Raw genomic sequence first — 24,934 nt, 5'->3', positions numbered from 1 at the left:
ATTACGGAGCATCGCCGACTACACCGAATCCAGATACCGGCCGCGCTCCCCATCGGTCACTTCGCGCTGCCCCGCCGCCGCCTCGCTGCGCGCCACCCGGCACAGGTTCTCCACTGTTGCCGCGCCGAGTGCGCGCCGGGCGAACTCGCTCTCGCCGAACAGGTTCGCGGCCGCCCAGATATTTGTCGGCAGCGGCGGATACTCTTCCGAGACATAGGAATTCGCGGCGGGCGGTGGCGGTTTCAGGTCTTCGGTGACGCCGGCCAAGCCCGCGGTGAGCTGGGCGGCCGCGAGCAGGTAGGGGTTGGCGTCGGCGGCGGCGATGCGCGTCTCCACCCGGGTGCCGCCGGCGTCGCGGACCAGGACGCGCACCGCGGCGCACCTGTTGTCCACGCCCCAGGAGAGATTCGTCGGCGCGAACGAATGATCGGCGACGCGTTTGTAGCCATTGGGCGTCGGCACGGACACGAGCTGTAGCTCGGCGGCGTACTTCAGGAGCCCGGCCACGTAATTGTGGCCGATGCTGCTCAGCGTGCCCGCGTCCCAGAACGCATTGTCTTTTTCCTTGCGCCACATGCTCTGATGGATGTGCAGGCCGCTGCCGGAGAGGTCGCCGAACGGCTTGGCCATGAAGGTCGCCCGGAATCCGTGCCGGGGCGCCAGTTGCTTCACGGCATAACGGAAGAAGAGCAGCCCGTCGGCCGCGGTGAGCGGGTCGGAGGGGGTGAGGTTGATCTCGACCTGACCCGGCGCGTACTCGGCCCCGCACGCCTCGACCTCGACCTCGGCGCTGAGCAGCGTCTGGCAGACGTCGTCGAGGAACGGCTCCAGGTAATGATGGTCGTGCAAACTGTAGACCGGATTGCGGTCGCCCCTGGGGCGCAGCGTCTCCGCGTCGAGTGCGTAGAACTCGCTCTCCATCGCGATGTAGGGCGAGAGACCGGCTTGCACCAACTCGGCTGTCGCACGGCGCAGTACGTCGCGCGGCGCTACCGTGGCGAGCTTGCCGGACCCGTCGACGACGTCACAGAAGACCAGGGCGGTCCGCTGCTTCCATGGCACGAGTCGCAGCGTCGCCACATCGGGGCGCAGGAAGATATCGGGATAACCATTGGACCAGCTGTAGTCATCGGTCTCGATGACCTCCATCTGGTAATCCCAGGCCAATACCGCCGAGGACAAACCGACCCCACCCGAAAGCCCACTCGTCAAAAACGTTTCGACCGGGATCCTTTTCCCGCGGATAGCGCCTGCCATATCCGGCGTGGCGAGCTCGACCATCGTGATCGAATGCTCTTTCAGGAATTGCTCTACCGCTTCCATATCGATCCTCTCACCCCCCGGCGGCGCGACCCCCCTGACCACTTCACAAACGTGGGCTCAGGTGACCTCGGTGATCGGATCTGCCCGGGACCCCGGCACCTCCCCGGCGGACACGCAAAGCACGTGGCGCGCAGCACCCCGTCGCACTGGCTGACCCGGAACCAGCTTAGCGCGCAACGTATCCCGACGACACCGCTTCCACATCTCGTGCGGCCCCCGCGGGCGCGCGACCCGTTCCAGCGTCAGGTTTCGACCGGCATCGTCGCGCATCGGCTCAGTCTGGCAGAGCCTCCCGAGATCCGGCATGCCCCGGATGGGGGGTTGAAATCCGGGCGGCCACCCCTGATCTTGGAGAAAACGAGATAGCATCCAGATCTCCCCAAAAGTCACCCATTTCGTGTGGGAAATATGGGAAGCGAAAACCGTGACTGAAGTTTCAACCCGTGTCGGCACCGTCGCCGACCCGATGCGCGCGCCCGGGCCCACCGGCTTGGACGCGTTCCGGGCAATGGCGCAAATCCGCAACGATCCCTGTCTGGCCTTCCAGAGCCTCGTCGAACAGTACGGCGATGTCGTCCGAATAGACATCTCGGGCGGGCAATTCTTTATCGTCAACGATCCCGAGCTGGTCGAAACTGTCTTCGTGGGACGCCAGAGCAACTACGTCAAAACCCTCAATGCCAAAGTGGCGGCAATGGCATTGGGCAACGGGCTGCTGACCAACGAGGGCGACTCCTGGACCCGGCAGCGCCGGATCATGCAACCGCTGTTCGCCCGGCGGCAGCTGGATCGTTTCGCGGAGTACATGATCAGCGCGGCGGAACGTTCGTTGCAGCGATGGGAGACTCGTCCCGACGGGGATCAGCTCGACGTCTCTGTCGCCATGAACGCCTTGACGCTCGACGTGACCGCACCCGCGCTGTTCGGTAGCGACCTGTCCGAGGACGCCGCGCACGTGCACGAGGCGCTCGTCGAAATCCTGCGCTGCGTCGGCAAAGCCATGACCTCGCTGCTCACCTGGTTGCCCGCCCGGCTGCCCGGCGTCACCCCCGATATGGCGCTGCGGTTGCAGGCCCCGCGCTGGCGCAAGCTGGACGCCGCGGTCGCCGTGCTCGACGACGTTGTCGCGCGGCTCATCCGGGAACGACAGGCGAACCCGCAGGACGACCGGCACGATCTGCTCGGCCTGCTGCTCGACGCGCGCGACGAGAAGGGTGCGGCGGCGATGAGCCCGCGCCAGGTCCGCGACGAGCTGGTGACGTTCTTGCTGGTCGGGCACGACACCACGGCCTACTCGCTGGCCTGGACCTTGATGCTGCTGTCCAACAATCCCGAGGCGCGCGAACGGCTCATCGCCGAGGTCGACACCGTGCTCGGCGACCGCCGCCCCCCCCCCGCCGACCTCGACCAGTTGCCGTGGACCTCGGCCGTCATCGAAGAGGCGATGCGGCTATATCCGCCGTCCTGGCTGATCGAACGGCAAGCCGCCGCCGACGATGTGCTCGGCGGCTACACCATCCCCGCCGGGGCGACCGTGTACGTGGCGTCCTACCTGCTGCACCACGACCCGAAGTCCTGGCCCAACCCGGAAGGGTTCGACCCGCGCCGGTTCCTGCCGGAGAACAAGCAGTTTGTCTACCCCGTCACCGGCGCGGGGAGCCCGCAACCCCGCTCCCGTTATGCGTACCTGCCCTTCGGTGCGGGCCACCGCCAATGCATCGGACTGGGTTTCGCGCGCATTCAAGCCAAACTCATCCTTGCCATGCTCACCCAGAGCTACACCTTCGACCTCGCGGCAGGTGCGCGCATCGTCCCCGAGCACACACTGACGTTGCGGCCGCGCGACGGGCTTCCCATGGTTTTGCGGCGTAGGACCCGCACAGAGACGGTGTAGGCCGATCATCGCGCTTGCCCCCTCGCAGGTGCGTCGACGGTGCGAACCGGTAGTGCGCTACCTCAGCTATTGAGGTAGCGCACTACTCATGTGCGCGTCCGCAGACCGGAGCATGCTGAAAGCTGCCGAGAAATCTCACCGATGGTGACTGTGTTTCGGCAGGCAAGGACTGCGCCATGGACATTCGGCGAACCATAATTCTGGCCGCGGCGGCGGTCGCATTGACGGCGTGCAGTACGTCGATACCCGATCGAGAGCCGGGCAATACGACGACACAGCGGACGTCGGAGAGACCGGCGGTCCCCGGAGCGCCCGGACGACCGGAAAAGACCGACGCCGGGAAAGTGCCGGGCGCGCCCATTCGCATTCCGGCCTTCACCGAACTCCAAGGAAGTCCGCTCGTCACGGTCCGCGACTTGGCCGAGACGAGGATCGCCGAAGAATGCGATGACTGCGTGCGCATCGCTACCGCCGTGGACAGCACCGCCACTCAGTACAGCGTGTGCCAGTACGTCTACTTCCGTGGCGGGCAAGCGGATCCGACGCCGAACGAAGAGTCGCCGAACGGGTCGGTGATCCTCACTCGGGGCTCGACCCTGACGTTGATCACCGGTCCGAGCGCCCCGCAGAAACTGCCTTGCGGCACCGAGGGATACCTGCCGAAGACGTCGGTGACCGACGACCCCGACCCGACCACCGGGACCACGCCGACTACCCGCCCGACCAGCACATCCCGTGTCTCACCCACCGGCTGAGCAACCGACGACCGGGTCGGCGTTCGATGGATTCACGCAGGTCGCGAAGTCCGTCGGACAGGTGGTCGCACCGACGACGCTGCTGACGGCCCTGCTGTTCTTCTTCGGCTGGCACCACGTCTACCGGTTCTTCTACTACTTCGGCGTCGACTCCACCACCCTTGATCCGAGCATCCGCGAGTACCTGATGCGTACAGTCGACGCACTGTTCGTGCCGCTGATCGTGGTCGGTCTCCTCTGCATGGCCGTGCTGTGGGGCTATACCGCCCTGCCGAACTCGGTGCGCGAACGCCGGCCCGCTTGGTGGATCACCGCCGTGATCGCGGTGCTCGCGGTGGCGGTTCTACTGAACGGGGTGTCACGTGTGTTCGTGGTTACTGCGCTGAATGACGGGCTCTGTGTCGCACCGGTCTCGATCATCATCGCGGTGCTGGTGCTGTGGGCTCTGATAGTGCAGCGCCGCAACAGGTTACGTGCTCAGTTGCCGGAGACAGCGCCGCTGCCGCGATCGCAGGCAGCGGCGGTGACGGAATGGGCCATCCTGTTCGCCGTGATCGGTATCAATTTGTTCTGGATCGCTGCCGACTACTCCATCGCGGTCGCCCAGTCGCGAGCCAGCGAGTGGGCCGCCCAACTACCGACCAGCTCCCAAGTCGTCATCTACAGCGAAAAGGACCTGCACCTTTCCCACTCGGACGTCCAGAAGGCACGTTGTGACACCGATCCGACCGCCGGCTCCGCCTACCGATTCCGCTACGACGGCCTGGTCCCGCTGACCCGCATCGGCGACCACTACGTCCTGGTCCCGCGAACCTGGACCCCCGGCAACGGCGCCGCCATCGTCCTGCCCGCCTCGCCCCCGGGAGCGATCCGCTTCGAGTTCCGCCTTGCCGGTGATTCCCCATCCCCGACCTGCTGAGCCGAGCAGGGCATCCGCAGTACCTCCGTAGTCCCATTCGGCAGCAACGAGTTTCGCTTGCTACCATCCGGACCGGACAGAATCTGACGAGGGGCTTTACAACCGTCTGTGCGGTAACCCGGGCCCCGGATTCTGTAGGTTGGTCCGTACCAGTGACTTTCGACATTCCGAATATCGATGAGGTTCACACGCTCGACCCGAGCATCGACACGTTGCCCGGCCGCTGCGCCCCGTACTACCTGGCCGCCGGTGAAGGTGAACGACATGAACTCGGCGGTCAGCTGATCACGGTGATCGCCCGCCCGCAGGACACCGGCGGGCAGTTCGGTGCCGCATATGTGTACGGCGGCAAGGGGATCGAGACACCGTTCATGTCGCACGAACAGGAGCATCGCTTCCTGTACATCACCGACGGACAGCTTCAAATATGGCTGCCGGACGAAACTCACGTCCTCGTTCCCGGAGCGTCGGTCGCCGTGCCGCCCGGGACGCCCTACGCCTACCGCATGCTCGCGCACCGCACGCGGTTCCTCAGTTGGCTCACCGTGGGCGACGGGCATCGCTGGGCGCAAGCAATCGGTCGCGAGACCGCATCACACGTCGTCGACGTCACCGGGGACCGGCCGATCTCGACAGGACAGCAGTCCGAACTCGCCGATCAGTTCGGCGTACGGATCCACGACCTGGAGAAACATCAGCTACCGCCGGTCACCGGTACTTCACTACCTGTCGGCGAATCACCGTATGTCCTGGACGTAGGGGAGGGCGACCGCTGGGCCGGCATGGGCCAGCTCAACACCTATCTGGCCCGGTCCGCCAACACCGGTGGCACCTATTTCGCAATGCACACCACCGGCGGAAAAAGTCCCTACATCCCGCGCCACTTCCACCGCGCGCACACCGAGAACTTCCTCTGCGTCGAGGGACGAATCCTGTTGCACGTGAATGGGAAAGAGCTGCTGCTGACCAAGGGCGACTTCGTGCACGCACCCGCGGGAACCGTGCACAGCTTCGCCTTCGACACCCACCACACCCAAATGCTCGGCCTACTGACCACCGGAATATTCGAGAAGTTCTTCGAGTACATGAACGAACCGACCTCGGCGTACGTACACACCGAAGGCGGGGACATGCCATTTCCCGCGGCGGGTTTCGCGAAAGCACGGGCGGAGCTGGATCTCGAGGTGGTCGGCCCGCCACCGGTACGCGGTGCGGTCGAGTGATCCGGCCGGTCCAGCGTCGAGCTGGCTATTCCGTTCGATCCGGTCGCCATCTAAATCGAGTCGCTACCCCAGCCGACGGTCGCCGAGACGGTCGGACCGTCTGTTACTCCGTATGCACCCGACCCGCCGACGGTCACATCGAACGTCAAATCCCAACCAGTAGAACGAGTATGAGGTCTTTTGCTGATCACTTCGTCGTTCCAGAACGGAGGATGTTCATTCTCCTCACTCTGGCAGCCGTCAGATCCCCATGCCGTAGGACCAGTTGAATCCCCAGTTCCCTCCTGATGACAGATACGCCTATGTGTGACACCCTGATCGCATAGCTGGCAATTGACTGGCAATCAGAAGGGGGAGGATTCAGATGGGCCAATTGAGGTGTGCCCGGCAGGGTTTCGAAATATTCGATCGTGAGGCCGTCGGGCGGAGTTGGCGGTGGCCGACGGTGTTGGTTGCCGTTGTGACAATCGTGCTGTCGAGCGCGGTGAGTGCTTCTGCTGATGGGCAGTACGGCGATTACATAGTGGGCGGAAGGATCGAACAGGAGTATCTGGCCCGGGGCGGGCCGTCGGTGCTGGGGAATCCCACGATGCCGGAGTCTGACGCCGCGCGCGGCGGCCGGTATCAGATGTTCGCCAACAGTGCCTCGATCTACTGGCATTCGCAGGTCGCGGGCGGATGGGCGAAGCTCGTTCAGGGTGCGATTCGCGGCAAGTGGGGTCAATTCGGTTGGGAGAACGGGCCTCTTCGTTACCCGATAGAGAGTGAATTCACGGGTAAGGACGGCGGCCGCGGTAGTCATTTCGAGGGCGGGTCGATCTACTGGAAGTCGAGCGCCGGTGCCCATCCTGTGTGGGGCGCCATCCGCGACCAGTGGGCAAACCAGGGCTGGGAGAACGGTCCGATGGGGTATCCGATCAGCGATGAATACGACATCGCTGGTGGCGCGGAACAATTGTTCGAAGGCGGTGTCCTGCAATGGAACGTCGGTGCCGAGCCCGACGATGATCCGAATGGGACTGACCCGATCATCGGCGCCGACGACCCGTACAACAAGTTCGCCAGCCGCTATGTCGAACGCCTCACTGACAGTGGCGACAGATGCTCTACAGCCGACGCGGCAGGCAAGTACGTGTGCATGGGTTTCGGTAAGAACACCGCGCCCGGCCCAGATCCCAGCTCGACCGACAGCCGTTCTGCGACCCCGAACGAGACACCGGCGCCCACCACCACGTCTGCCATCCCAAGCGCACCGCCGTCCTCGACCGTTCCGTCGCCTTCCTCGCCGTCGGCGACCGCTCCGGGGTCGCCAGCGCCGACGCCTCCCGCTTCACACGCTCCGGCTCAGACATCGCCAGCTCCTGCGACCACGACGAGCGGTCCGGCACCGGCGAGCCCGGCACCGGCAGCTCCGCAGTTTCGTCCTTTTCCCGTTCGACAAGCGCCGCCCACCGAGCCGATCGAACCGCCTGACCCCGCTCGTGACCTTGCTGCCGAGGCGGCGTTTTTCACCGGGGCGCAGGGCCAAGTGGGCAATTGGTGTGTCAACGCAGACATGGCCGTAGCGGTCGGCAAACGCTTCTATGGGTGTGCCACCAGCCGATACCGACTGACTTACTATCAGCGATACGAAGGCAAGACCTACAAAGTCGGCTGGGAGAAAGGTTTCGCCTACCGCGAAACCAAAACCGCAGTGAGCAGCCAAGCCACCACTGAGCGCATCAAGTTCGACCGTAAGGTCGCCAACGGAACCGCGGGCGCGGCAACGGTGACTCTCGACCTCACGGTGGAAGGCAGCACGAGCCGCACCGGGACTGTCAATCCATCGGGGAGGCAAACGAAAGCCCTTGCGCCCAAGCCGGAATTCACCTTCACCACCACCACGCGTCTGGCTGGGGCCAGCAACAAGTGGGAGTGGGACACATTGATGGGCAAGGTGATCTTTGCCGACCCGCTCGTTCCGCTCGGCCTGAGCAATCCACTGACGCACGAACTGCGGTTCGCGCGGACCCGCTGCGACAGTTACTCCTACATCGGAGCCGCGCCGGGGTGTGTGCTCGCGCCAGGCAGCGGAAGCAACAACCGCCCAGTGCTCGACCTGACCACGACCAAACAGTGGGCGCCTCAACTCTACGACCACGTCCTCAACGCACAGAATTCGTTGCTACCAGGGAGTCCGGTGGGGATCGGGACCTCGGCCACGTTGCGTCCGTTGCAGCGGATCGTCTACAAGAGCCAACAACACCGATCGAATCGAGCCACCGCGTGCCCGAACGGTCGCGCCGGGTACAACCGGCCTGGGGCGGATTGGCAGTGCGATGAGTACCCGTTCGCGGTCACCGCGCAGGGTGCTTTGAGTTACCCGGACCTCGGCAGAACATTCGACTGGTGTTCGATCACGGTACTACCTATCGGGGTGTACAACGCCAATGGGTTCAGCGCATGCTTCATCCCCACGACACAGAATGGCGATGGCGGCAGGTTGCTACCGTCATTCCATCGTGAGAACCGGATCCTGTATGTCGGCGACGACGACTCCGACGGCTATTTCGTGCAGGCGTACCACGGCTGAGCGAATGTGCTCACGCGGACGGTACTGGTTGCATCGGTGTCGGTGGGCGCCACTGGCTTTCGGGCCAGAACTGCAACAAGTACCGTTCAGTGAGATCGTCTCCGGATTCCTGCAACTCCACGCCGGAATCGCGCCCGGTCGCATACAGCCGCATACGGTAGCGGCCGGGTCGGGTGAGCAAAGGTTCCTCGAGCAGGTCGGTGTCGGCTTCGAGGTCACGGAGTTTTACTACGTCGTCGAACCGCACCGACACCTCCTGCAGCATTTGCCAACCCTGGTACAGCAAGGCAGGTTCATTCGGATGCTCCTCGGCGCGGAATCCGACAGCGCCGAGTGCCACTGCGGCGGTGATGACGAGAAGGCGCTGATCGTCGTCCCAGGCGAGCATCCCCTCGGCCGCAGAGGGAAGGTCGGGAAACGCACATCCGACTTGTTGGAACGGCAGCGACGAACCGTACATCACGTCGAGCCCGGTATCGATCATCAGTCGTCTCCTCGGATCGCCACCATCGCCGGATGGAAATGCCGACACTACGCTGGACTCAGCCGAGCCGGCATCGATCCATCCGCACTATCCGGCCGAATAGATCAAGCGAGGAGGCGACTCTATGACACGAAAGTGGGCGGCAGCGCTCGGTGTCTGCGCGGTGATCGGAGTCATTGCGGTCGTCCTATTCCTCCGCTCGAGTGATCGCAGCGACCCTGCACCGGGGCCAACCACCACGCCCGAACCAACACTGTGGATCGACTCCGAATTCGGTTGACTACTTGGATCAACGCGCCACCGCCGACATCGGATTGCCGGCACAGCCCGGTGGTTCCCGTCACGGATCGCTTCGGCTCCGGTGAGCACCGCGAAGGCGCGGGTTCTGCGGAGTTTTGACAGACCAGGCGTTTAATGGGGGTATGAGTAACGGCGGTGGGCCCGAGTCTCGCGACTACCTCGACGCGGTGGAGCGAGTCGTGGGTGCGGGCACGCCGCTGGGTACCGGTGGGTTCCGGTTCTGGTTCGCCGATCGGCGCTGGGAATGGTCGGATGAGCTGGCCCGTATGCACGGTTACCGGCCAGGGGAGGTGGAGCCGACGACGGAGTTGCTGCTAGCGCACAAACACCCTGACGACCGGGATCGGGTGGAGGCCGTGCTGGTGACTTCCGTCGAAGACGACAGTCCGTTTTCGAGCAGTCATCGCATCGTGGACACCGGCGGGGGGGGGCATCAGGTGATCGTGGTGTCGCAGCCGATGCACGACGACGCCGGGGAAACCATCGGCACCACCGGGTTCTATGTCGATATCACCGAGACGCTCGCCGACGGCCATGACCTGACGCCACAGAGTGCTGCCGCATCGGACGTGCACAGCAACGATCATTCCGGCGACGGTCAAGGGCCGACCTTCGATGTGATGTTGCCCGAGCTACTCACCGCGCGCGCCGCGATCGAGCAGGCCAAGGGCGTGCTGATGGTGATCTACGGGATCAACCCGGAACAGGCCTTCCGAGTGCTGCGGTGGCGCTCCCAAGAGACCAATACGAAGCTGCGAGTACTCGCCGAACGGCTGGTCGCCGGACTGTACGACGTGCCGGCTGCCGAGGCCGCCATGCGCTCACGCATCGACCACCTCCTCCTGACCGCCCACGAAACGCCCAGGATGCCGGAACCATGTGCACCCTCCACGACCGGACGGGATCTTTGACGAGCGGCAGTGCTACCGATGCCGCGTCGGCTCGGTGGCGCGGCCGGTCGGCGCGGACATGACCTGATTCAGTTTCGCTTTCACGGGGTCCGGCACCACGGTGTTGATCAGTCCGGCGGCTTTCACCGCGAGCGAGGCGGCGAAGACTTTCCGGTCATTGTCGAACAACGCCTCGACGCCCTGGCGCGCGACGTCGGCGGGATCGTCCTTCGGCCCCTGGCCGATCCGGGTCGCCAGCATCTTGGCCCGGCGGAAGAAGTCGGTGTCGGTCGGCCCGGGTAGGAGAGCGGTCACGCTGATTCCATTGGGGCGCAACTCTTCTCGCAAGGCTTCGGCGAAAGACAGCACGAACGACTTGGAGGCGTTGTACACCGCCTGGCGCGGCCCGGGCATGGTGGCGGCGATCGACGCGGTGAACAGCAGTTTGCCGGTGCCACGTGCGGCCATGTCGCGGGCCACCAGTTTCGCCAAGTGGACGGTGGACCGCACGTTGAGGTCCACGATGTCGAGTTCGTCGGTCAGGTCCGTCTCGGTGAAGAGCCCGCCGCAGCCGACGCCCGCGTTCAAAGCTGCCACTTCCACCGCCCGACCGCCCTCGGTCACGGCCGAGTACAACCGCTCGACTCCCTCGGCGGTCCGCAGATCCACTTGAACAGCACGCACTTCGGTACCGTCCCGGCCGATCGTTTCGGCGGCGTTCTCGATGACCTTGTCCTCAGCGGCGATGATCAGGTCGAAGCCCCTGGACTGCAACTGCTTGGCGATTTCGAAGCCGATGCCGCTGGAGGCTCCGGTGACGAGCGCGAGTGGGCGTTGTTCGGTCATGCTCTGCGCCTACCCGGCCTCGCTCGCTTCATGCACGGGCGTGACCGCGAATTCCACGCCGAAGTTGTTGTACGTCAACGGTAGTGGTGCGGCCGGATCGAGCGTGGGCGTCGAGCGCAGTTCGAATGTCATGCTGCGCAGCATCTCCGCGAGCAGGGTGCTGGTGATGAAGAGCACGAGATCGCGTCCGGGGCAGGCCGCGGGCCCCGCACTGAACGGCACCAGCTGCGGGTACTGCTGTGCGCGACCGTCCAGCCAGATTTCGGGCACGAAATCATGGGCGAACGGCAGCAGCTGCTCGTCCCGGTGGAAAGCGACCGCGGCGATGAGCAGCGCGGCGCCGCCATCGATAGTGAACTGCTCGTCGCCGTCGCGCCATATCGTGTCCTCGGTGGTGTCCCGCAGGATCATCGGCGTGGTCGGCCAGAGGCGCACCGACTCGAGCACGCACCCGCGCAGGTAGGGGAGCGCCGCCGAACCTGCTCGGTCCACTGCTTCCGCCGTCGCCGCGGCGCGCTGCTCCGGATGGGTGGCGAGCAAGGCCAAGGTCCGGGTGAGCGCCATGCCTGCCGCGTCGAAGGCGAACAGCCAATGCGGTACCTGCCCGATGGGGTCGCTCGCACCGGACGCCGGAGTGGCGGCGAGCGCGCCCAGCAGGCTGTCGGGCTCGGCGGATTCGGCGTAGCGATGCAGTTCGTCGGTGAATTTCCGGCGCAGCCTGCGTCGCTGCGGAGCGAGGAACGACCAGTTGGCCGCCGAACGCAACTGCCACAGCCGGTCGGTGATCTCGTCATCGTCGCGCGCGGCCGTCCCGAGCACCAGGCGCCGGACCAGCCGCCACCAGCCGATGGTGAACTGCTCGGCATCGAGTTTTCCCTCGCGCACAGCGGTTTCCCGCAGTCGCGCCGCCTCTTCGCGGATGACCTCGGTGAACGGCTCGGCCAGATGATGCAGCGGGCGACCGGTCTCCAACGCCGCTTCGTTCACCGCTCTGCGTTCGTCGCGGAGGTGCCCGCTGGACACGAGGACGCCGTGCGGCTGGAATTGGCGCAGCGCGGCCCGCTTCTCCAGGTTCGCCGGATGGAACGGCGACGGCGATCCGTCGAGCACCCGGCCGACGTCCGCAGGGTCGACCACGACAACCATTCGCCGCCCCGGCACCACCAATTCCACCGGCCCCGAGCCGAACTCACGCCGCAACCGCCGCAACCGCCGCACGACGCGCGCGTCGGCCTGAACCCGTTCCAAGAGCCCGAGGACCCGCCGCCGCCGGGCGATCACGCCAGCCGCGACACCGGCGAACCCCAGATCCGCCAACGTCGACGCCGCCCGAAAACCGGTCAGCCGGTGACCTGACATGTGACCTCCTCGAGCTCCCGAATGCTCGTCTCGCTACTGCCGCAGTATTCGATCTATCTGCGCAATTCCACGTGTCGAGAGCCCTAAACGTGGCGGTTGCTCGCTCGAATCGAGGGCGGTCTCCTGTGGCTGAGTAGGGGTCTCGTGTCGCTGAGTAGGACGGGGCAGCCGCGTGTGTGTCCCGGAACCGACCGGGTATGTGCGGTAGTGGGGGAACCGCGCCGAGCGCATGCGACGCGTGTCGCCGTCGACCCCCTCGACAGCGCACCACGGCGGCCTCGACCGCTGTCGGTGGCACCGACCACAGATAGGAAGAGGATTATGACAACTCCCGCTCCGCTACCCGAAGACCGTGCCGGCGCACCGCTTCGCGCGGTGGTGACCGGGTCCGACTCCGGCATCGGCGCGGCGATCGCGGTCGCACTGGCCGGCGGCGGCGTCGATGTCGGCATCACGTATCACTCCGACGAGCAGGGCGCCGAACGCACCGCGGCGGAGGTGCGCGAGCTCGGCGTCACCGCGGCGGTCCGGCGTCTCGACCTGAGCGATCTACCCACCGCGGCCGCGGTGGTCGATGAACTGGCCGAGGAGCTGGGCGGCATCGATGTGCTGGTGAACTGCGCGGGCACCGGCACCGCGCAACGGGCCATGGACATGGATTTCGACACCTGGCGCCACGTGCTCTCGGTCGATCTCGACGGTGCGTTCCTCTGTTCGCAGCGCGCCGCCCGCCGCATGATCGAGGCGGGCCGGGGCGGCCGGATCATCAACATCACCAGCGTGCACGAGCATGCGCCCCGGGTCGGTGCCGCGCCGTACTGCGCCGCCAAGGCGGGCCTCGGCGCACTGACCAAGGTGCTCGCCCTGGAACTCGCCGAACACGACATCACCGTGAATTCGGTTGCCCCCGGCGAGATTTCCACGCCGATGACCGGCCAGGAGGACATCGACCCGCGCACCGAATCAAGGCCGGGCATCCCGCTGAGCCGTCCCGGCCACGCGAAGGAAGTAGCCGCCGTGGTGGCCTTCCTCGCGACGCCCGCGGCCGGGTATGTCACCGGCGCATCGTATGTGGTCGACGGCGGACTGCTGCTGATGGGACCGCAGGCGGGCACCATCCTGACCGACGAGAAGTGGCGGTCGCCGTAAACCGAACCGGCACAGCGACCGTCAGCCGAGACGAGGAGTACCCATGACTCAACAGGTAGGTGACTACGTCCTACAACGACTACGTGAATGGGGTGTCGAACAAGTCTTCGGCTACCCGGGCGACGGCATCAACGGCCTCGTCGCCGCGTTCGGGCGCGCGGACGATCAGCCGCGCTTCGTGCAAGCCAGGCACGAGGAGATGGCCGCCTTCCAGGCCACCGGTTACGCCAAGTTCAGCGGGCAGGTCGGCGTCTGCACCGCAACCTCGGGGCCGGGCGCGATCCACCTGCTCAACGGCCTCTACGACGCGAAACTCGACCACGTCCCGGTAGTGGCGATCGTCGGCCAGACCGCGCGCAGTGCGATGGGCGGCAGCTACCAGCAGGAGGTCGACCTGCAAAACCTGTTCAAGGATGTGGCCAGCGACTATCTGGTGGAGGTCAATGTCGCCAGTCAGCTGCCCAACGCGTTGGACCGCGCCTTCCGTACCGCGCTGACCCGCCGCGCACCCACCGCGGTGATCATCCCCGCCGACCTGCAAGAAGAGCCGTACGAGGCACCGACGCACGAGTTCAAACAGGTGCCATCCAGCGCACCGGGCCTGGCGATGCCGACGGCGATCACCGCGGCACGCGCGGAGATCCAACGAGCCGCCGAACTCATCGACGCCGGATCACGGGTCGCGATCCTGGTCGGTCAGGGCGCTCGTTCGGCACTGCGTGAGGTCGTCGAACTCGCCGAGCTCACCGGCGCGGGCATCGCCAAGGCCTTGCTGGGCAAAGACGTTGTGCCCGATGATCTTCCGTTCGTCACCGGGTCGATCGGGTTGCTCGGCAGCAGGCCGAGCTACGAGATGATGCGCGACTGCGACACCTTGGTCATCGTCGGCTCGAACTTCCCCTATGCCCAGTTCCTGCCGGACTACGGCCAGGCGCGCGCGGTCCAGATCGATATCGACGGCACGATGATCGGCATGCGTTATCCGACCGAGGTCAACCTCGTCGGTGACGCCGCGACCACCTTGACCGAGCTCAACGGGTTGCTGCACCGCAAGTCCGACCGCGCATGGCGGGAGACGATCGAGAAGAACGTCGCCCGCTGGTGGGACACCATCGAACGCCAGTCGATGTTGCAGGCGAAGCCGGTCAACCCGATGCGCGTGGTGTGGGAGCTGTCCCAGCAGATTCCGGACGACGCGATCGTCACCGCGGATTCCGGGTCGTCGACCAACTGGTACGCGCGGTGCCTGCGTTTCCGCGACGGCATGCGCGGCTCGCTCTCGGGCACCTTGGCGACGATGGGCGCCGGCGTGCCCTACGCGATCGGCGCCAAGTTCGCCCATCCCGACCGGCCCGCCATCGCGCTGGTGGGCGATGGCGCCATGCAGATGAACGGGCTCGCCGAGCTGCTCACCATCGCCCGTTATTACCCACGATGGCGCGACCCGCGACTGGTGGTGTGCGTGTTCCACAACAACGATCTCAACCAGGTCACGTGGGAACTGCGCTCCATGGGCGGGGCACCGAAATTCGAAGAATCACAAACGCTCCCGGAGGTTTCTTATGCCGAGGTCGCGCGCAGCATGGGTCTGGTGTCCATGACGGTAGACGATCCCGACCAGCTCGCCGGGGCATGGAAGGCGGCATTGAGCGCGGATCGGCCCGTAGTGCTCGATGTGCATTGCGATCCGGAGGTGCCGCCGATCCCGCCGCATGCGACCTTCGAGCAGCTGAAATCGACTGCGGAAGCCGTAGTGCGCGGTGACCCGAACGCACGGCATCTGCTGGCTCAAGGTGCCAAAACCAAAGCACAGGAACTGATCCCGCGTTCGACGGGTAAGTCGGATGCGTGAGCACCGCCACAGCGAACGGGCGGCCCGAGTGGATCAGCTCGGCATCCACCGTGGTCAGCCGGACTGTCCGGCTTTCGCCGGCGAGCCGTACGGTGTTGCGTACCAAGATCTTTCGGAAAAATTTCGCCGCAGCGATGTTTCAGCAACGCGGCGCCGGGCACCCGACAGATGAGCCAACCCTGAGGCTCGAACGTCGATCGGAAAGGAGAAACGCAATGGCAGACTCCAACAACCCGGGACAGTTCGGCAACCGGGCGGATACCGAGCAGCAGGCCAGCAAGGGCGGCCAGGCGAGCACCGGTAGCTTCGGCGACAAGAACAGCGCCGATCCTTCGGCCGCCGGTAGGAAGGGCGCCGAGGCGCAGCCGACCGAGGCCAAGGCCAAGGGCGGCCAGCACAGCGGCGCGAACCGCTGATCGGCACACAGCCCCTGTGCTGACACGCCAGCAGCCCCTGCTGAGCACGGCTCAGCAGGGGCTGGCTGCTGTCATGGGCTAGCTGGCAATGCAGCGCCCGGGCAGGTCAGGCGGGTGGCAATCGTCGTTCGGCGGCCGCCTCGATCGAAGGGTAAGCGGGGAACAGCAGAAACGCACCGGTCACATCGAGTGCCCGCTGCACAGCGGGATGGTGAAAAACCAGCCGCACATCCAGGCCGCGGGGCGCGGCGCGATGTTTGATCTCGACGAGTTCGCACGCGACGCTGAGCGAGAGGAACTCGACATCCCGCAAATCGACGATCACGCAGCCTTCGTCGAGTGACCCCAGCGCCCTGGTAATTCGCTGGCGCAGCACGGGTATGTGGGAGGCATCCAGATCCCCATGTGTGGTGACGACAGCGGTGTCGGACTTTCTGGCGCGGCGCCGATTGGCGGTCCTGGTGCGCAGCGGCATCGCGTCGGCTACTACTGCGGCGGCTGTCGGCTCGGCGATGGTTTCTGTCATCACTAACCCCTTGCGTCCGAGGCTTGCACTAACGACTCGTCCCGAGCGGGTGTACGCGCTGGCAGGTGATGAACGAACACACTGCCGCGAGGTGGCAACCCGCGAGTCGGGCGCTACGGCTGGGTGTTCAACCACTTCTGGTGTACCACGCCTGCTCGCCGCTGTCTACCGCCCCCGACATCCCGAGCGGCGCATCACACCAGCGGCTGTCACCACACGGCGGGTTCGATGTCGTTGCCGGTGTGCACGGCGTCGTAGGTGAACTGATCCAACGGCATCGCCGTTTCGGCGACGACCGTGGAGAGATGGTGCAGCACCACCCCTTCGCGCAGCGCCCAGGGGCTGACCTCGAGGGTGTCGATGCCGAGCGTCGACATGGCCGCTTCGGCCACCATCGCGCCGGCCAGGATCTGCCGGGCGCGCGGCCGGGAAACCCCACGCAGGTCGGCGCGCCGCTCGGCGGGCAGCCGCGCCAGCCGGTTCATGCTCGCCCGCACGTCGGCGTGGTGCAGCGACCGGCGCACGAACGGCCCGTCACGTTGCGGCGCGGCGCCCGAGAGCCGGGCGAGCTGTTTGAAGGTCTTCGAACTACCGATCGTGCGGCGCGGCTGCCCCTCCCACAGCAACCGATCGCGGACCTCCTTCAGGCATTCGCGAATATGCCTGCGCAGCGCCTTGAATTCGGAGTGCGAAGGCGGGTCGCCGGTCAGGAACGCCCGCGTCAGCCGCCCGGCGCCGAGCGGTAACGACAAGGCCAGAGTCGGTTCGGCGTCGCGCCCCAGCGCCAATTCCATCGAGCCGCCGCCGATATCGAGCAGCAGCACGGTGCCGGCCCGCCAGCCGTACCAGCGGCGTACCGCCAGGTAGGTCAGCCGCGCTTCTTGGGCGCCGGTGAGGAATTGCGGCCGAATCCCCGAGGCCTGCTCGATCCGATCGAGCACGTACGTCCGGTTCGGGGCGTCCCGGATCGCCGCCGTGACGAACGCATAGAACGTGTCGATCTCATACCTGCGCGCCGCGGCGAGCACCTGGGTGATCGCGTTGGTCACCCGCTCGACCCCCGGCTCGCTGATCATGCCCGCGGCATCGATGTCCTCGCCGAGCAGTACCGGTTCCTTCAGCGCTCGAATCGGCAACGGGGGTGCACCCGGAGAGGCGTCTACAACTTGAAACTGCGCCGAATTCGAACCGACATCCATCACACCGAGCCGGACCATGTCAACCTCCTAGCAACCCGCCAACCGATCGGGTGGTGTCGCCATAGCCGGATGGCTCAGCGGCAAACCTGGCCCGGATCTCGGTTCTATCTCGAAGCCTCGGTTAGCGGGGTAGTTGCCGGAGCGGCCTTCGGTGGGTCCAATTCGTAGATGGCGTAGGCGGCGCGCAGGACCGGCTGGGCGACATTGCGCACCCGGATACCGCCCGGTGTGGTCCCGCGTTCGGAGCCCGCGTGCGCGTGGCCGTGCAGCGCCAGATCGGCGCCGTTGTTGTCGATCGCTTCGCCGAGCAGGTAGGAACCGAGGAACGGGTAGATCTCCCTCGGTTCGCCGTGCAGCGTGTCGCTGACGGGGGAGTAGTGGGTGAGCGCGATGGTGACATCGGTGGACAGCCCGGCCAGGGCTTCGGCGAGCGAATCCGCGAGTGCCACTGTGTGACAGGAGAAGTCGCGCATCTGGCGCTCGCCGAAGATGCTGGCGCACTTGCCGGCGAAGCCGCCGCCGAACCCCTTGGTTCCGGCGATGCCGAGCGTCCGGCCGGAGATGGTGAAGGTGGTGGCGGTCCCTTCGAGCACGGTGATGCCGTGGTCGACCAGCAGCTCGGTGATGTCGTCCTCGACCTCGCTGTGATAGTCGTGGTTACCGAGCACCGCGACCACCGGCACGCCGAGGTCGGCGAACTCGGCCGCGACCACCTTCGCCTCGTCCACCGTCCCGTGGCGCGTCAAATCCCCTGCGAGCAGCAGGATGTCGGCGTGCTCAGGCAGCTCGCGCAGGGTGGGCCGCCACAGCCCGTGGGAGTCGGCACCGAGATGTACATCGCCTACGGCGGCTATTCGCATGCGGCTCAACCCCTTCCACTATCCGTCGAACCGAGCGCCTCGGTGTCGGCCGGCGCGCCGGGACGGGTGACGTGCACGTCGTTGTGGATCCGCGCCTGCGGAAGCTGTTCGCGCACTATCGTTTCCAGCTGTTGCTTGCGTTCCTCGGTGCTCACCTCGCCGCCGAGGACCACCACGTCGCCGCGAATGGTCACCCCGATGCCGAGTTCCGCGGTACGCGGATCCTCGGCCAGGGCTCGGCGCAGATGCGCGACAAGGTATTGCGGCTGCTCCATTTATTTCACCTTTCCGGTGTCGGTGATACCGAGGTCGTCGAGCAGTCCGAGAAACGCGCGCGCATAAGGTGATTCCTCGGTCTGGCGCCGCGTTTCCGCCCAGTCGACCTGTTCGCGCAGGTCGCGCGCGATGTGCAGCAGCGGCGCGAAGTCGAGGCGGTGCGCGTCGAAGACCAGCAGCTTGTCCACCATGAGATCGGTGCCGCTGACCACCGGCGCGGAGGTCGGCCCGATGCGCATGGGCGTTGCGCGGTCGAGCAATTCGTCGGTGACGTCCCGGTAATTGGGTCGGTAGATCACGTCGATCAGGACGTCGCCGTCGTAGACCTTGCGCAGCCAGTCCTCGGGTGGATCGCAGACCCGTAACCCGGCCTCGGCCAGTGTGCGCACCGCTTTCGCGCAGTCCTCGGGTTTGACGAAGATATCGACATCGTGCTGCGAGGCGGGCCCGCCGCGTGCGTACACCGCGCAACCGCCGGCCACGGCGAACTTGATGTCCGCCTCGGCCAGCGCATTGACGGCACGGGTCAACGAGTGCAGCAATTGATCGATCGTGGCGACCATGATCGGGCAATACCCGGTTACCAGTCGACTATTCGGCGGAATCGAGCGCGCGCGTTTCGCCGGACAACAGGCCGGGCAGCAGCGTCGCACCCGCGGTGGCCGCGACGGCCGACCCGGTCGCGATCGTCCAGCCGAACGGCCCCAACGGCGTGCAACCGAAGTAGGTGCACAGCCCGGGTGTCATGACCACCGCGCCGAGCACACCCGCGCTCGCGGCGGTGGTCACCCACACCAGGGGACTGCGATACCCGGACACCAGGGTCTGCCCCAGCTGGGTGCCGATCAACGCGACCAGCCCGATGGTCGCGGCCCGGCGTTCGGTGCCGGTGTAGCGGCCGAGCGTCCAGGCGACGGAGGCGCCGGTGGCCGTGGCGACGCCGCGGGTGGCGATGGTCCGGGTCAGGTCGTTGCCGAGCTCGGCACGCGGAATCTCGGTGAGTTGCGCGGAGCGCTCGCGGACCGCCGCGGCGCTGTCGTCCGGATCGATGCCACGATCGTCCGGCGACAGCGCCAAGGCCAGTGCCGGGAACATATCGGTGAGCATGTTCACCAGGAGGAACTGGCGGGTGCCGAGTGGCCCGCGCCCGCCGACGGCGGTGCCGAACAGGGTGAACGCGACCTCGCCCGCATTACCACCGACCAGTACGCCGACCGCATCGGTGATCCGCCGCCACATGCCGCGACCCTCGACCAGCGCGTGCAGGATCGCGATCGGATCCGGATCGGTCAGCACCAGGTCGGCGGCGTTGCGCGCGGCAGTGGATCCCTGTGCGGCCAAACCGATTCCGATGTCGGCGCTGCGGATCGCGGCGGCGTCGTTGCCGCCGTCGCCGGTCATGCCGACGACATGGCCGTTGCGGCGCAGCGCGGTGACGATGCGCACCTTCTGCTCCGGATTCACCCGGGCGAACACCGTGCTGCGCTCGATCAACTCCGCTTGCTCGCGGTCGTCGCAGCGATCCAGATCGGCGCCGGTGACGACGGTATCGACGGCGATGCCCAGCTGGCGCGCCGCCGCGGCGGCGGTCACCGGATGGTCGCCGGTGATCATCCGGACACTGATCTCGTTGTCCTGCAGGGCGGTGATCAGCGGCAACGTCTGCGGGCGCGGGGTGTCGGCGATGCCGAGGAAGCCGAGCAGCGTGAGTTCGCCGACCGCGCCCGCCACATCGTCGGGCTCGGTCGTGAGATCGCGGCGGGCCACGGCCAGCACCCGCAGGCCTTGTTCTGCCAGATCGCGCACGGTCGCCTCGGCGCGCTCGCGCAACTCCTCGGACAGGGCAATGGTGTCGCCGTTGCGGACCTTCGTGCAGCGCGGCAGCACGATCTCGGGGGCACCCTTGACGACCAACCGCAGCCTGCGCGCGGTATTGCCCAGCGCGGCGGCGTACCCGCGATTCGAGTCGAAGGGGATCGCTTCGATAGGGTGCCAGCGCCCGTCGTCGAGGATCTCGGCGGCTTCGAGCACCGCGCGGTCGGTGGCATGGGTGACCGGTCCCTCGTTCGGGTCTGGGCAGGCTCGCGCGGCCGAGCGCAACAGCCTGCGCGCCTCCTCGGCTTCGGCGTCGGGCTCCCATTGCTGATGCAGGTCGGCGAGTTTGGTCAACCGCAGCCGGCCTTCGGTGAGGGTGCCGGTCTTGTCGAAACACAGCGTGTCGACCCGGCCGAGCGCCTCTACCGTGCGGCTGGCCCGGACCAGCACGCCGTAGCGGGACAGCCGTCGCGTGGCCGCGAGCTGCGCGACCGTGGCGACCAGCGGTAGCCCCTCCGGCACCGCCGCGACCGCGACCGCGACACCGTCGGCGATGGCGGCGCGCAGCTCCCGGCCGCGCAGGCCACCCAGCACGCTGACGATCGCGCCGCCGGTCAGCGTCAGCGGCAACGCCCGGTCGGTGAGTTGGCGCAATTGTGCTTGTACGCCGCCCTTTTCGGGCGGCACCGCACCGGCGGTGGCCCGCCCGACCTGGGTGTCGGCGCCGACCGCGACCACGACGGCTCGCCCGCGGCCGTTCACGACGGTGCTGCCCTCGTAGATCATGCAGGCGCGGTCACTCGGACCGGCACCGGGCGTGGCCGACAGCTGCTTCTCCACCGTGACCGACTCACCGGTCAGCCCGGACTCGTCCAGCTCCAGATCGTCGACGTCGACCAGCCGCGCGTCGGCGGGCACCACCTCACCGGGGCGGACGGCGATGACGTCGCCGATCGCGAGCAGGCTGGCCGGCAAGGTTGTTTCACCGGCGTCGGGCTTGTCCACGTCGGCCCGGTCGATGACCTGCGCGGTGAGGCTCTCCCGGTCCAGCAGCGTGTGCAGGGCCGATTCGGCGCGCTGCCGCTGCCTGGCCGAGACGACCGCGTTCACCGTGAGGACCGAGGAGAGCAGGATCGCATCGGACGGGGAGCCGAGAATGGCGGTCGCGGCGGCGCCGACGCCCAGGATCGGGGTCAACGGGTCGGCCAGTTCGGTGCGCAGATGGCGCAGGAACGAGGTGGTGCGCGTCAATCCGCCGAGCCAGGTGTCCTGCTCGGAGGGGGCCGACGTGGCACGCTCTGTCGAGGCGGGCGGCTGCGGTAGTCGAGCGAGCACCTCCTCGGGTTGCAGTGCGTGCCACGGCAACAGCACCGACGGCGAGGGCGGCGCCGGAGCGCGCATCGTGCGGATCCCGGCCAGCGAGCCGTTCAGCAGGCCCGCGAGATGGGCTGCGGCCATCGGCGATATCTGGGCCCGCCGGGACGGTGATACGGCGAGCAGCAATCCGCCGAGCGCGGCCGCGGAGAGCGCGAGGGACCGGCCCTGCGCGCTGACGTGGCGGGCCGGCTCGATCGCCGCCAGTATTCGTTCGACCTGGCTGAGCTCGCGGCACAGCGCGTCCGCGGTCCACGGCGCCCGTTTGCGGTTGTGCCCGGTGCCGAGCAGTCCGATGGCCACATCGGACCAGGCCAGTGCCTTGTAGGCGTGGGCGCTCACCGTGGCGACCACGTGGCCGTCGTGCTGCAGGTCGTGCACGAGTTTGCTCAACGAGGTCGCGGGGGAGACGAATTCGTCTACGCGGGAACGCAATTCCCCGGCGTCGGCGCTCGCGGCGAGGGTGACGCGCAGGCCCGCCTTGCGTGCCGTGGTCAGCAGCGAGTGGGCGCGCGGGTCGAGTTCACGGCCGATGAGGACCCGGCCCACCGCGCGGTCGCCCGCGCGCAGTTCCCGCCGGGCCGGCCGGATCGTGGCGCCCCGATCCGGTTTTCCGCTGTCGGGGAGCACCAGTCGCAGCTCGTTCTTGCGCGCTGCGCCGTTCCGTCCGGACGCGGCGGGTTCAGCCGAGGAATCCGGGGGTGACCAGAGCAGCCGCTGGGCCGCACTCCAGACGTCGGCGGTGGACCAGTCGGCATCGGTGGACTCGGCATCGAGCACTACCCGGCGCGGCGTGAGCAAGGCTTCGCCGTCGACGACGAGTGCGGTGAGCCGATCGAGTCGCCGCCACGCGGTGGGGTCCAGCGTCAGCACGCCCGCGCCGGCCAGCAGCGTGGTGAGGGTCGCGGCATAGGCCTCGCGGCAGGCGCGGGCGGCCTTGGGCGCACCGAGGGCGAGCGCGTTGACGGCGTCACCGGCATTGCCGAGGGTGGCAATGGCGGTGGCACCCACCACCATCGCCGATCCCGTCTCGTCGGCGACGCGCTCCAGCGGGCCGGGCGGCAGTTCGGCCGGACGGGTGTAGCGCGGCAGCGGCTCCGCGACGCCGGGGTTGTCGTGGTGCAGCAGCTGCGGTTCCCAACCGCGCCAGCTGACCCGGCGCGCGACCGCCTCGGTCAGCAGCAGGGATCGCTGCGCCGCGTCGAGTAGCAGTGTGGGGATCCCGTCGGTCGCGTTCTCGCCGAGCGCGGTGCCGAGAGCCGAGACGAGGGTCAGTACGAGATCGGTGCGCGATCGCCCCAGCCGTTGCTCGAGTTGGTCGCGGACTCGCGGCTGCGTCTCGGCGATCGAGGCGAGTGCCCGCGCCGCGCGCAACGGCGGACGCATGGGGGGCGCGACCCCGGCCAAGGAGATCGCGACGGCGCACAGATCGCCGGCGACCTGAATTGCCGCCGCTATCACCGGTTCTCGGTCACCCGGGTAGTCGACCTCGCTGTCCCAGTCCTGCTCGTCGACCTCGGTGTCGTGCTCGATCCGGTCCACCGTGGCGAGCAGCTCCGGCAGATCCGCCGCGCCGCGGGCCAGGGTGGCGACCACCCGTCCGGTCACCGCGTTCACCTGCCACCAGCGCACGCCGCCGAGGCTTTCCAGCCGCCGCTCCAGCGCCCGGGCGACGGTGGCGCTGCTACCGCCCGCCAAGCCGCGGACCTCGATGGTCGCGCGCCTGCCGTGCATGGCGACGCGTCGCCGGGTGCGCTTCAGGTGCGGGTCGACCAAGGCCGCCACGTCGTCGCGCAACTGACCCGGCTCGGGCACATCGAGGAGGTGCCCGGCCTCGGCCGCTTTCCCGGCGACCGTCTCGATGGCCTGCAATGGCGCTGCGGCGAATTGGGTGGCCGCGCCGATGGCCAGTAATCCGCCGCGGCGGACGGCTCCGGTCACCGCTGCCGCGGGCGCCTCGATCCACCAGGCGGGTCGTAGATGACGTGTCGATAGGCCCATAACGGGCAGCTACCCCGCAGGTAGCCAGGTAAACAAGGTCGGAGTTGCGCTCGGGGAGAACGGGTTCGGTGGCAGCGCCTGCGCTCGTGTGCGGCACCGTTTCTCGGTCGGCATACGGGGTAACGCCGGGGCATGACCTCATCGAGTGACGGCCGGATTACCCGGCTGGGTTTGCCGGACACGATCTCGGTGGCGCTGTTCGATCTCGACGGGGTCCTCACCGATACCGCGTCGGTGCACCGGCGGGCGTGGACCACGGTGTTCGACGAGTACCTCGGGCAGCGCTGCGGGCCGGACTTCGTGCCGTTCAGCGAGGACGACTATCTGCGTTATGTGGACGGCCGCCCGCGCGCCGACGGCGTCCGTGAGTTCCTGCGGTCCCGGGATATCACCCTGCCGGAGGGCGACCCGGCGGACGAGCCGGGGGATGCGACGGTGCACGCGCTCGGCAATCGTAAGAACAGCGTGTTGCTTTCGCTGATCGAGCACGAAGGCGTCAAGGTTTACCCCAGTTCGGTCGACTATGTGACCGCTGTCCGGGCGGCCGGGCTGAAGGTAGCCGTGGTGACCGCGTCCGCCAATGCCATTGCGGTGCTGGAGGTTACGGGCATCGCCCGCAGCGTCGACGAGCGGGTCGACGGCAACGACGTCACCAGGCTCGGACTGCGTGGGAAGCCCGCACCCGACGGATTCCTCGAAGCCGCCGCGCGGCTGAACGTAAAGCCTGAGCAGGCAGCGGTTTTCGAGGACGCGGTCGCCGGGGTAGCGGCAGGCCACGCAGGCGGCTTCGGGTTCGTCGTCGGGGTCGACCGCGTCGGCGACGGCAGGCACGGGCCGGAGTTGACGGCGGCGGGCGCCGATGTCGTCGTCCAGGATCTGGCGGAGCTGAAGGAGTAGCGAA

Annotated in this window: 20 protein-coding genes; 10 read left to right on the top strand and 10 right to left on the bottom strand. The window is 67.1% G+C overall.

Annotated elements, in window-relative coordinates:
* Positions 1-18 precede the first annotated feature (18 nt).
* Complete coding sequence (locus DBO33_RS23995; protein ID WP_107657069.1) at positions 19-1,323, bottom strand: glutamine synthetase family protein; 1,305 nt, start codon at positions 1,321-1,323, stop codon at positions 19-21.
* 424 nt (positions 1,324-1,747) lie between these two features.
* On the opposite strand from DBO33_RS23995, the gene DBO33_RS23990 reads away from it, so the two are divergent.
* The 5 genes from DBO33_RS23990 to DBO33_RS23970 all read left to right on the top strand — a co-directional run bounded on the left by DBO33_RS23990 (position 1,748) and on the right by DBO33_RS23970 (position 8,686).
* Positions 1,748-3,217, top strand: a complete 1,470-nt coding sequence (locus tag DBO33_RS23990; protein ID WP_107657068.1) for a cytochrome P450 — start codon at positions 1,748-1,750, stop codon at positions 3,215-3,217.
* 176 nt (positions 3,218-3,393) lie between these two features.
* Entirely contained in the window at positions 3,394-3,972 is a 579-nt protein-coding gene (locus DBO33_RS23985) for a hypothetical protein (protein ID WP_159080452.1), read from the top strand.
* Complete coding sequence (locus DBO33_RS23980; protein ID WP_107657066.1) at positions 3,953-4,891, top strand: hypothetical protein; 939 nt, start codon at positions 3,953-3,955, stop codon at positions 4,889-4,891. Before DBO33_RS23985 ends, DBO33_RS23980 begins: the two co-directional genes overlap by 20 nt.
* 152 nt (positions 4,892-5,043) lie before the next feature.
* Entirely contained in the window at positions 5,044-6,114 is a 1,071-nt protein-coding gene (locus DBO33_RS23975; RefSeq protein ID WP_107657065.1) for a quercetin 2,3-dioxygenase, read from the top strand.
* A gap of 460 nt (positions 6,115-6,574) precedes the next feature.
* Positions 6,575-8,686, top strand: a complete 2,112-nt coding sequence (locus tag DBO33_RS23970) for an LGFP repeat-containing protein (RefSeq protein WP_234391004.1) — start codon at positions 6,575-6,577, stop codon at positions 8,684-8,686.
* 10 nt (positions 8,687-8,696) lie between these two features.
* Here DBO33_RS23970 and DBO33_RS23965 read toward each other — a convergent pair whose 3' ends face one another.
* Positions 8,697-9,170, bottom strand: coding sequence for a hypothetical protein (locus DBO33_RS23965; RefSeq protein ID WP_107657063.1), 474 nt, complete (start codon positions 9,168-9,170; stop codon positions 8,697-8,699).
* A 422-nt stretch (positions 9,171-9,592) separates the two neighbouring features.
* On the opposite strand from DBO33_RS23965, the gene DBO33_RS23960 reads away from it, so the two are divergent.
* Entirely contained in the window at positions 9,593-10,381 is a 789-nt protein-coding gene (locus DBO33_RS23960) for a PAS and ANTAR domain-containing protein (protein WP_107657062.1), read from the top strand.
* A 12-nt stretch (positions 10,382-10,393) separates the two neighbouring features.
* Here DBO33_RS23960 and DBO33_RS23955 read toward each other — a convergent pair whose 3' ends face one another.
* Positions 10,394-11,206 (bottom strand): SDR family NAD(P)-dependent oxidoreductase, encoded by an 813-nt coding sequence (locus DBO33_RS23955; RefSeq protein WP_107657061.1) that lies wholly within the window; start codon positions 11,204-11,206, stop codon positions 10,394-10,396.
* Between the two features lie 9 nt (positions 11,207-11,215).
* A complete protein-coding gene (locus DBO33_RS23950) occupies positions 11,216-12,565 on the bottom strand; it encodes a cytochrome P450 (RefSeq protein ID WP_107657060.1) in 1,350 nt (449 codons plus the stop codon).
* Between the two features lie 321 nt (positions 12,566-12,886).
* On the opposite strand from DBO33_RS23950, the gene DBO33_RS23945 reads away from it, so the two are divergent.
* The 3 genes from DBO33_RS23945 (at position 12,887) to DBO33_RS23935 (ending at position 15,982) form a co-directional block, all read left to right on the top strand.
* Positions 12,887-13,714 carry an SDR family oxidoreductase gene (locus tag DBO33_RS23945; protein WP_107657059.1) on the top strand — a complete coding sequence of 276 codons (828 nt, stop codon included), beginning with the start codon at positions 12,887-12,889 and terminating at the stop codon, positions 13,712-13,714.
* 43 nt (positions 13,715-13,757) lie between these two features.
* Positions 13,758-15,566 (top strand): thiamine pyrophosphate-requiring protein, encoded by a 1,809-nt coding sequence (locus tag DBO33_RS23940; protein ID WP_107657058.1) that lies wholly within the window; start codon positions 13,758-13,760, stop codon positions 15,564-15,566.
* A 215-nt stretch (positions 15,567-15,781) separates the two neighbouring features.
* Positions 15,782-15,982, top strand: coding sequence for a hypothetical protein (locus DBO33_RS23935; protein ID WP_107657057.1), 201 nt, complete (start codon positions 15,782-15,784; stop codon positions 15,980-15,982).
* A 106-nt stretch (positions 15,983-16,088) separates the two neighbouring features.
* Here DBO33_RS23935 and DBO33_RS23930 read toward each other — a convergent pair whose 3' ends face one another.
* The 6 genes from DBO33_RS23930 to DBO33_RS44730 all read right to left on the bottom strand — a co-directional run bounded on the left by DBO33_RS23930 (position 16,089) and on the right by DBO33_RS44730 (position 22,059).
* On the bottom strand, positions 16,089-16,508 hold the full coding sequence (locus DBO33_RS23930) for an STAS domain-containing protein (RefSeq protein ID WP_107657056.1): 420 nt from the start codon (positions 16,506-16,508) through the stop codon (positions 16,089-16,091).
* A 209-nt stretch (positions 16,509-16,717) separates the two neighbouring features.
* Positions 16,718-17,644, bottom strand: coding sequence for a Ppx/GppA phosphatase family protein (locus DBO33_RS23925; RefSeq protein ID WP_234391003.1), 927 nt, complete (start codon positions 17,642-17,644; stop codon positions 16,718-16,720).
* Positions 17,645-17,811: 167 nt separating this feature from the next.
* Positions 17,812-18,567, bottom strand: a complete 756-nt coding sequence (locus DBO33_RS23920) for a metallophosphoesterase family protein (protein ID WP_107657054.1) — start codon at positions 18,565-18,567, stop codon at positions 17,812-17,814.
* Positions 18,568-18,572: 5 nt separating this feature from the next.
* A complete protein-coding gene (locus DBO33_RS43625) occupies positions 18,573-18,842 on the bottom strand; it encodes a BON domain-containing protein (RefSeq protein ID WP_199856735.1) in 270 nt (89 codons plus the stop codon).
* The gene (locus DBO33_RS23915) at positions 18,843-19,406 is read right to left on the bottom strand and encodes a nucleotidyltransferase family protein (RefSeq protein WP_199856734.1); all 564 of its coding nucleotides are present in this window, start codon (positions 19,404-19,406) and stop codon (positions 18,843-18,845) included.
* 28 nt (positions 19,407-19,434) lie between these two features.
* Positions 19,435-22,059: a cation-translocating P-type ATPase gene (locus tag DBO33_RS44730; protein ID WP_407670625.1), complete on the bottom strand. Its 2,625-nt coding sequence runs from the start codon at positions 22,057-22,059 to the stop codon at positions 19,435-19,437.
* 2,106 nt (positions 22,060-24,165) lie between these two features.
* Between DBO33_RS44730 and DBO33_RS23905 the strand changes: the two genes are divergently transcribed.
* The gene (locus DBO33_RS23905; protein WP_107657052.1) at positions 24,166-24,930 is read left to right on the top strand and encodes a beta-phosphoglucomutase family hydrolase; all 765 of its coding nucleotides are present in this window, start codon (positions 24,166-24,168) and stop codon (positions 24,928-24,930) included.
* Positions 24,931-24,934 lie beyond the last annotated feature (4 nt).

This window comes from Nocardia suismassiliense, from assembly GCF_900269665.1.
GTDB classification, from domain to species: domain Bacteria; phylum Actinomycetota; class Actinomycetes; order Mycobacteriales; family Mycobacteriaceae; genus Nocardia; species Nocardia suismassiliense.
Note: the sequence above shows the minus strand (reverse complement) of the source record. Positions and strands in the feature narration are given on the sequence as shown.

Excerpts from the sequence above, each read along its gene's own strand:
- DBO33_RS23920 (WP_107657054.1), bottom strand. The coding sequence starts at position 18,567 with ATGCGAATAGCCGCCGTAGGCGATGTACATCTCGGTGCCGACTCCCAC.
- DBO33_RS23955 (WP_107657061.1), bottom strand. The coding sequence starts at position 11,206 with ATGACCGAACAACGCCCACTCGCGCTCGTCACCGGAGCCTCCAGCGGC.
- DBO33_RS23985 (WP_159080452.1), top strand. The coding sequence starts at position 3,394 with ATGGACATTCGGCGAACCATAATTCTGGCCGCGGCGGCGGTCGCATTG.
- DBO33_RS23930 (WP_107657056.1), bottom strand. The coding sequence starts at position 16,508 with ATGACAGAAACCATCGCCGAGCCGACAGCCGCCGCAGTAGTAGCCGAC.
- DBO33_RS44730 (WP_407670625.1), bottom strand. The coding sequence starts at position 22,059 with ATGCGCGCTCCGGCGCCGCCCTCGCCGTCGGTGCTGTTGCCGTGGCAC.
- DBO33_RS43625 (WP_199856735.1), bottom strand. The coding sequence starts at position 18,842 with ATGGAGCAGCCGCAATACCTTGTCGCGCATCTGCGCCGAGCCCTGGCC.
- DBO33_RS23950 (WP_107657060.1), bottom strand. The coding sequence starts at position 12,565 with ATGTCAGGTCACCGGCTGACCGGTTTTCGGGCGGCGTCGACGTTGGCG.
- DBO33_RS23945 (WP_107657059.1), top strand. The coding sequence starts at position 12,887 with ATGACAACTCCCGCTCCGCTACCCGAAGACCGTGCCGGCGCACCGCTT.
- DBO33_RS23995 (WP_107657069.1), bottom strand. The coding sequence starts at position 1,323 with ATGGAAGCGGTAGAGCAATTCCTGAAAGAGCATTCGATCACGATGGTC.
- DBO33_RS23935 (WP_107657057.1), top strand. The coding sequence starts at position 15,782 with ATGGCAGACTCCAACAACCCGGGACAGTTCGGCAACCGGGCGGATACC.
- DBO33_RS23960 (WP_107657062.1), top strand. The coding sequence starts at position 9,593 with ATGAGTAACGGCGGTGGGCCCGAGTCTCGCGACTACCTCGACGCGGTG.
- DBO33_RS23940 (WP_107657058.1), top strand. The coding sequence starts at position 13,758 with ATGACTCAACAGGTAGGTGACTACGTCCTACAACGACTACGTGAATGG.
- DBO33_RS23905 (WP_107657052.1), top strand. The coding sequence starts at position 24,166 with ATGACCTCATCGAGTGACGGCCGGATTACCCGGCTGGGTTTGCCGGAC.
- DBO33_RS23965 (WP_107657063.1), bottom strand. The coding sequence starts at position 9,170 with ATGATCGATACCGGGCTCGACGTGATGTACGGTTCGTCGCTGCCGTTC.
- DBO33_RS23915 (WP_199856734.1), bottom strand. The coding sequence starts at position 19,406 with ATGGTCGCCACGATCGATCAATTGCTGCACTCGTTGACCCGTGCCGTC.